This is a genomic window from Pontibacterium sp., assembly GCF_041587635.1.
GTDB lineage: Bacteria > Pseudomonadota > Gammaproteobacteria > Pseudomonadales > Balneatricaceae > Pontibacterium.
Genome location: NZ_JBFGYC010000644.1, coordinates 1 through 2,072, shown reverse-complemented (window position 1 = coordinate 2,072; position 2,072 = coordinate 1). Strand labels below are relative to the sequence as shown.

The following is a 2,072-nucleotide window of genomic DNA, read 5'->3' as shown; positions in this document are numbered from 1 at the left end:
GCCTTTACTAATATCACTACCAAAACCACATAGATAATTTCAAGATCGGTTCTGGTAAGTACAACTCCAAAATACTCATTGATCAGTCTGACAAAACCTGCCCCGAACAGATAGAGAATACCGCCCAAACCACATGCGACTATCAACCCATAGATAAGCCGCGCTGTTTGCCTTCTTACTTCCTTGTCGTTGTTCATTCGTTACCTTCACGACTCGGCCACTTAACGCTTAGCTCAGCGGATAAGTTGAGCGCAGCGAAACTTGATCCGCTGCAGCTGTTTGTTAGGCGCTAGTCCCACCTCGATACTTGGTATTACGCTTAATACCATGAGGAGCTTGCCAACCTTCTTCGATGTACGCATTGTGATACTCATCAAAGTCATCTTCTTCCTCAAACGAGTAGCCTCGACCATTAATATCTTCAAGCAGCTCTGTCCAGACCTCTATAACCCCCGATTCCCGATAGGTTACTTGAGTTACCTTCCAGGGATAGTAGTCTCCCAATTCTTTGCTTTTAAACTTTATATGTTCACCAACCCTGGGCACAACAGGGAGTGAAATAGCTTTTGTAAGATGCACCCAGCGAGTCTTACTTGCTAGCCAGATGCTGAATTCCATCTCGATCATATTGTTGCCTAACGCCCGGCTTTGGGGATGACTTGTAGCTGCGAAGCAGCGAAAAGGCAGTCCCAGCCACGCAGTGGCGACAACAGCCGCTTGTTATGAGTCCTTTGATACAGAAAACTCATTTCGAATCTCAGAAAAATACATGAGAGCTATCAGCGCACCATCCAGCACCATACTTACTTCGTAGATGGCAGTTTCTAGGGCCGTTTGCACAACTGGACCAGTAAGAACCATTCCTGAGGTAGTAGCTAGCACACATATGCTGAACAAGGGCCTTGCCCACTTGGAAAATGTAAACATTCCAATCAACGAAACAATCGCGCCAAGCGCGAACGCAGCAAGCACCCAATCAATGATAGACAAATCAGTCTGGTACTGCCTTTCAATATAAGCGGAGAGTTCTGGGGGTAACGTTGCTTCAGCGGAAAAGGTTCCAAACAACCCAAAACCTAAAAGCAGAAAGCTAAAAACACATAAAAACCTAAATCTAGTTCGATTCATATTATGTACTCGAAAATCAACTCATAACGCCGCGCTAACGGGCTGGCGCTGCGAAGCAGCGACAGTCCAAGGCCAGCGAAGCTGGACTGAGTGTTGAGCGCCTTGTTAGGCATGCCCTTTACACGTTTGTTTATCATTGTTGCTTCTGCTTGCCTCTAGCTCTTTGCAAGGTTTTAGGTACGGCTTAAGAGCTTCTTTAGGTGCGAGTGTTGTCAATTCTGCGCTCCATTGGCCACTGACACCCACAACGTGTTGCCATTTGCCGCTGATCTGGTTCCCGACTCTGACTCCTTTGAAGATGATGTCTTGTGATGTGTCATTGCCCATTTCGAATCGGTGAATAGTGAACTGATAACTTTGCTGATTTACGCTACCAGTTAAAGATGCGAGATCTTCAGAATCATCCTTTGCGACACCAGATATTTGATCGTTATTTAGGACTACCTCAAGGTATAAAGCTGGTAGTTCAACTCCGTCAGAGAATGAATAAGTCATTACCCAGTTTTCTTTGCCGTCGCTTGCATGAACAAAGGTGGGAAAGACAACAAGTAGGACAAGTGCAGATATAAGTTTTCTCATAACCATCGGGGCTGCCTAACGCTTACGGCACGGGCGAGCGTAGCGAGTCCAAGCCACGAAGTGGCTGATCGTGCCCGTACTTGTTAGCCCTATTTAGCACTCTTAATTTTCTCAATTAATTCCAGTACTTTATTTGCTACAACATCAGCTTTTTCAGGAGAATCACATTCAGAGGATCTAAATCTTTCTATATGCGCACCTTCATGATTGAGCATGGTAGTTCGCGCATGTGCTTCAGCTGGCGTCTCAGTATGAACTGTATCCCCATCAACTTCGAGTATGACCAACACACCTTCTTTGAAGATAACGAAGTCAGGCTCAATTCTACGATACTCGGCCCCTCCTCGTATAAAAACAGGTAGAGG

General features: G+C 45.7%; 5 protein-coding genes. All 5 read right to left on the bottom strand.

The window, feature by feature from the left end; genetic code table 11:
* The coding region (locus tag ABYW01_RS20225) for a hypothetical protein (RefSeq protein WP_372836258.1) at positions 1-197 on the bottom strand (197 nt) is incomplete at its 3' end.
* 85 nt (positions 198-282) lie between these two features.
* Positions 283-627 (bottom strand): hypothetical protein, encoded by a 345-nt coding sequence (locus tag ABYW01_RS20220; RefSeq protein WP_372836257.1) that lies wholly within the window; start codon positions 625-627, stop codon positions 283-285.
* Positions 628-720: 93 nt separating this feature from the next.
* A complete protein-coding gene (locus tag ABYW01_RS20215; protein WP_372836255.1) occupies positions 721-1,128 on the bottom strand; it encodes a hypothetical protein in 408 nt (135 codons plus the stop codon).
* Between the two features lie 105 nt (positions 1,129-1,233).
* Positions 1,234-1,713, bottom strand: coding sequence for a hypothetical protein (locus ABYW01_RS20210; RefSeq protein WP_372836253.1), 480 nt, complete (start codon positions 1,711-1,713; stop codon positions 1,234-1,236).
* A gap of 83 nt (positions 1,714-1,796) precedes the next feature.
* On the bottom strand, positions 1,797-2,072 hold a 276-nt coding region (locus ABYW01_RS20205), incomplete at its 5' end, for a DUF559 domain-containing protein (RefSeq protein ID WP_372836251.1).